Here is a 923-nt window from a genome sequence, read left to right as displayed (position 1 = left end):
ATGGGATCTATTTTTCTGGGCTAATGGAATTGCTGCATAGGTCAAGCCTAAATTATTATCTGGAAGTAATTGTTCGTATAAATGATCACATGCACCACATCCACCTATATTGATACATTGAGAACCTGAAAAAACGGCAAAAGGTAAACAATTAGCTGTATTCACACCTTTAATTGTCGTTCCTGTTAAATCATCTCCACCATTATCATGTCTTAAAAGATAGATTTCACCCTCATTTAATGTTATAGTAAAAGGTACTCCTGCAAGTTCTCCTCCGTCCGTATTTACACTTGGAGTTATTTCAATATCTGTATTATCTTCTGTAGCTACTATAGAAACAACATCTCCCCAATCGTTAGGTGCTCCAGTCATATTTAAAGCAGTATATTCAATCCCCAATGAAGAGGTAGGAAAAACAACAGTCGCATCTGAAGAAGCATTTCCAGGATTCACCGCATATACAGTGACAAATTCACAAGTTTCTACATGAACAGCCAATTCATGAATCCCTTCATTATATGGTGGAACAGCACCTATAGGCAAAGTATATCTTGCGGTGGTTCCTCCTACCACATTTACCGCTTGGGTATAACCAATTCCTTGAACTGTTATTGTTCCTGTAACATCTTGATCACTTGAAATGTATATATCTGGTGGAACACTTACTAAGTTAGGTATGTAAGCAAACCAAAAATCTTTGCCTTTAGTAGACTGAGCATTGGTCTTAAAAACAAAACCTATTAAAAAAATAAAGATAAAAATTCTTCGTAGCATATTTTAGTAGTATAAAGTTGTTTTCTGCTATGTATTATTTAACGAAATAAAAAACTAAAGGGTTGCTTAAAAAACAATTATTTCCTTTTTTTTACCTTAAAACATTCACATGTCCATATTCTACATGGCGTGTAGTGGACATTGTTTCT

Annotated in this window: 1 protein-coding gene; it reads right to left on the bottom strand. The window is 34.5% G+C overall.

What is annotated here, in order from left to right:
- The coding region (locus CW751_RS14965; protein ID WP_205677848.1) for an IgGFc-binding protein at positions 1–774 on the bottom strand (774 nt) is incomplete at its 3' end.
- Between the last annotated feature and the right edge of the window lie 149 nt (positions 775–923).

Source organism: Brumimicrobium salinarum, from assembly GCF_002844555.1.
GTDB lineage: Bacteria > Bacteroidota > Bacteroidia > Flavobacteriales_D > Crocinitomicaceae > Brumimicrobium > Brumimicrobium salinarum.
Note: the sequence above shows the minus strand (reverse complement) of the source record. Positions and strands in the feature narration are given on the sequence as shown.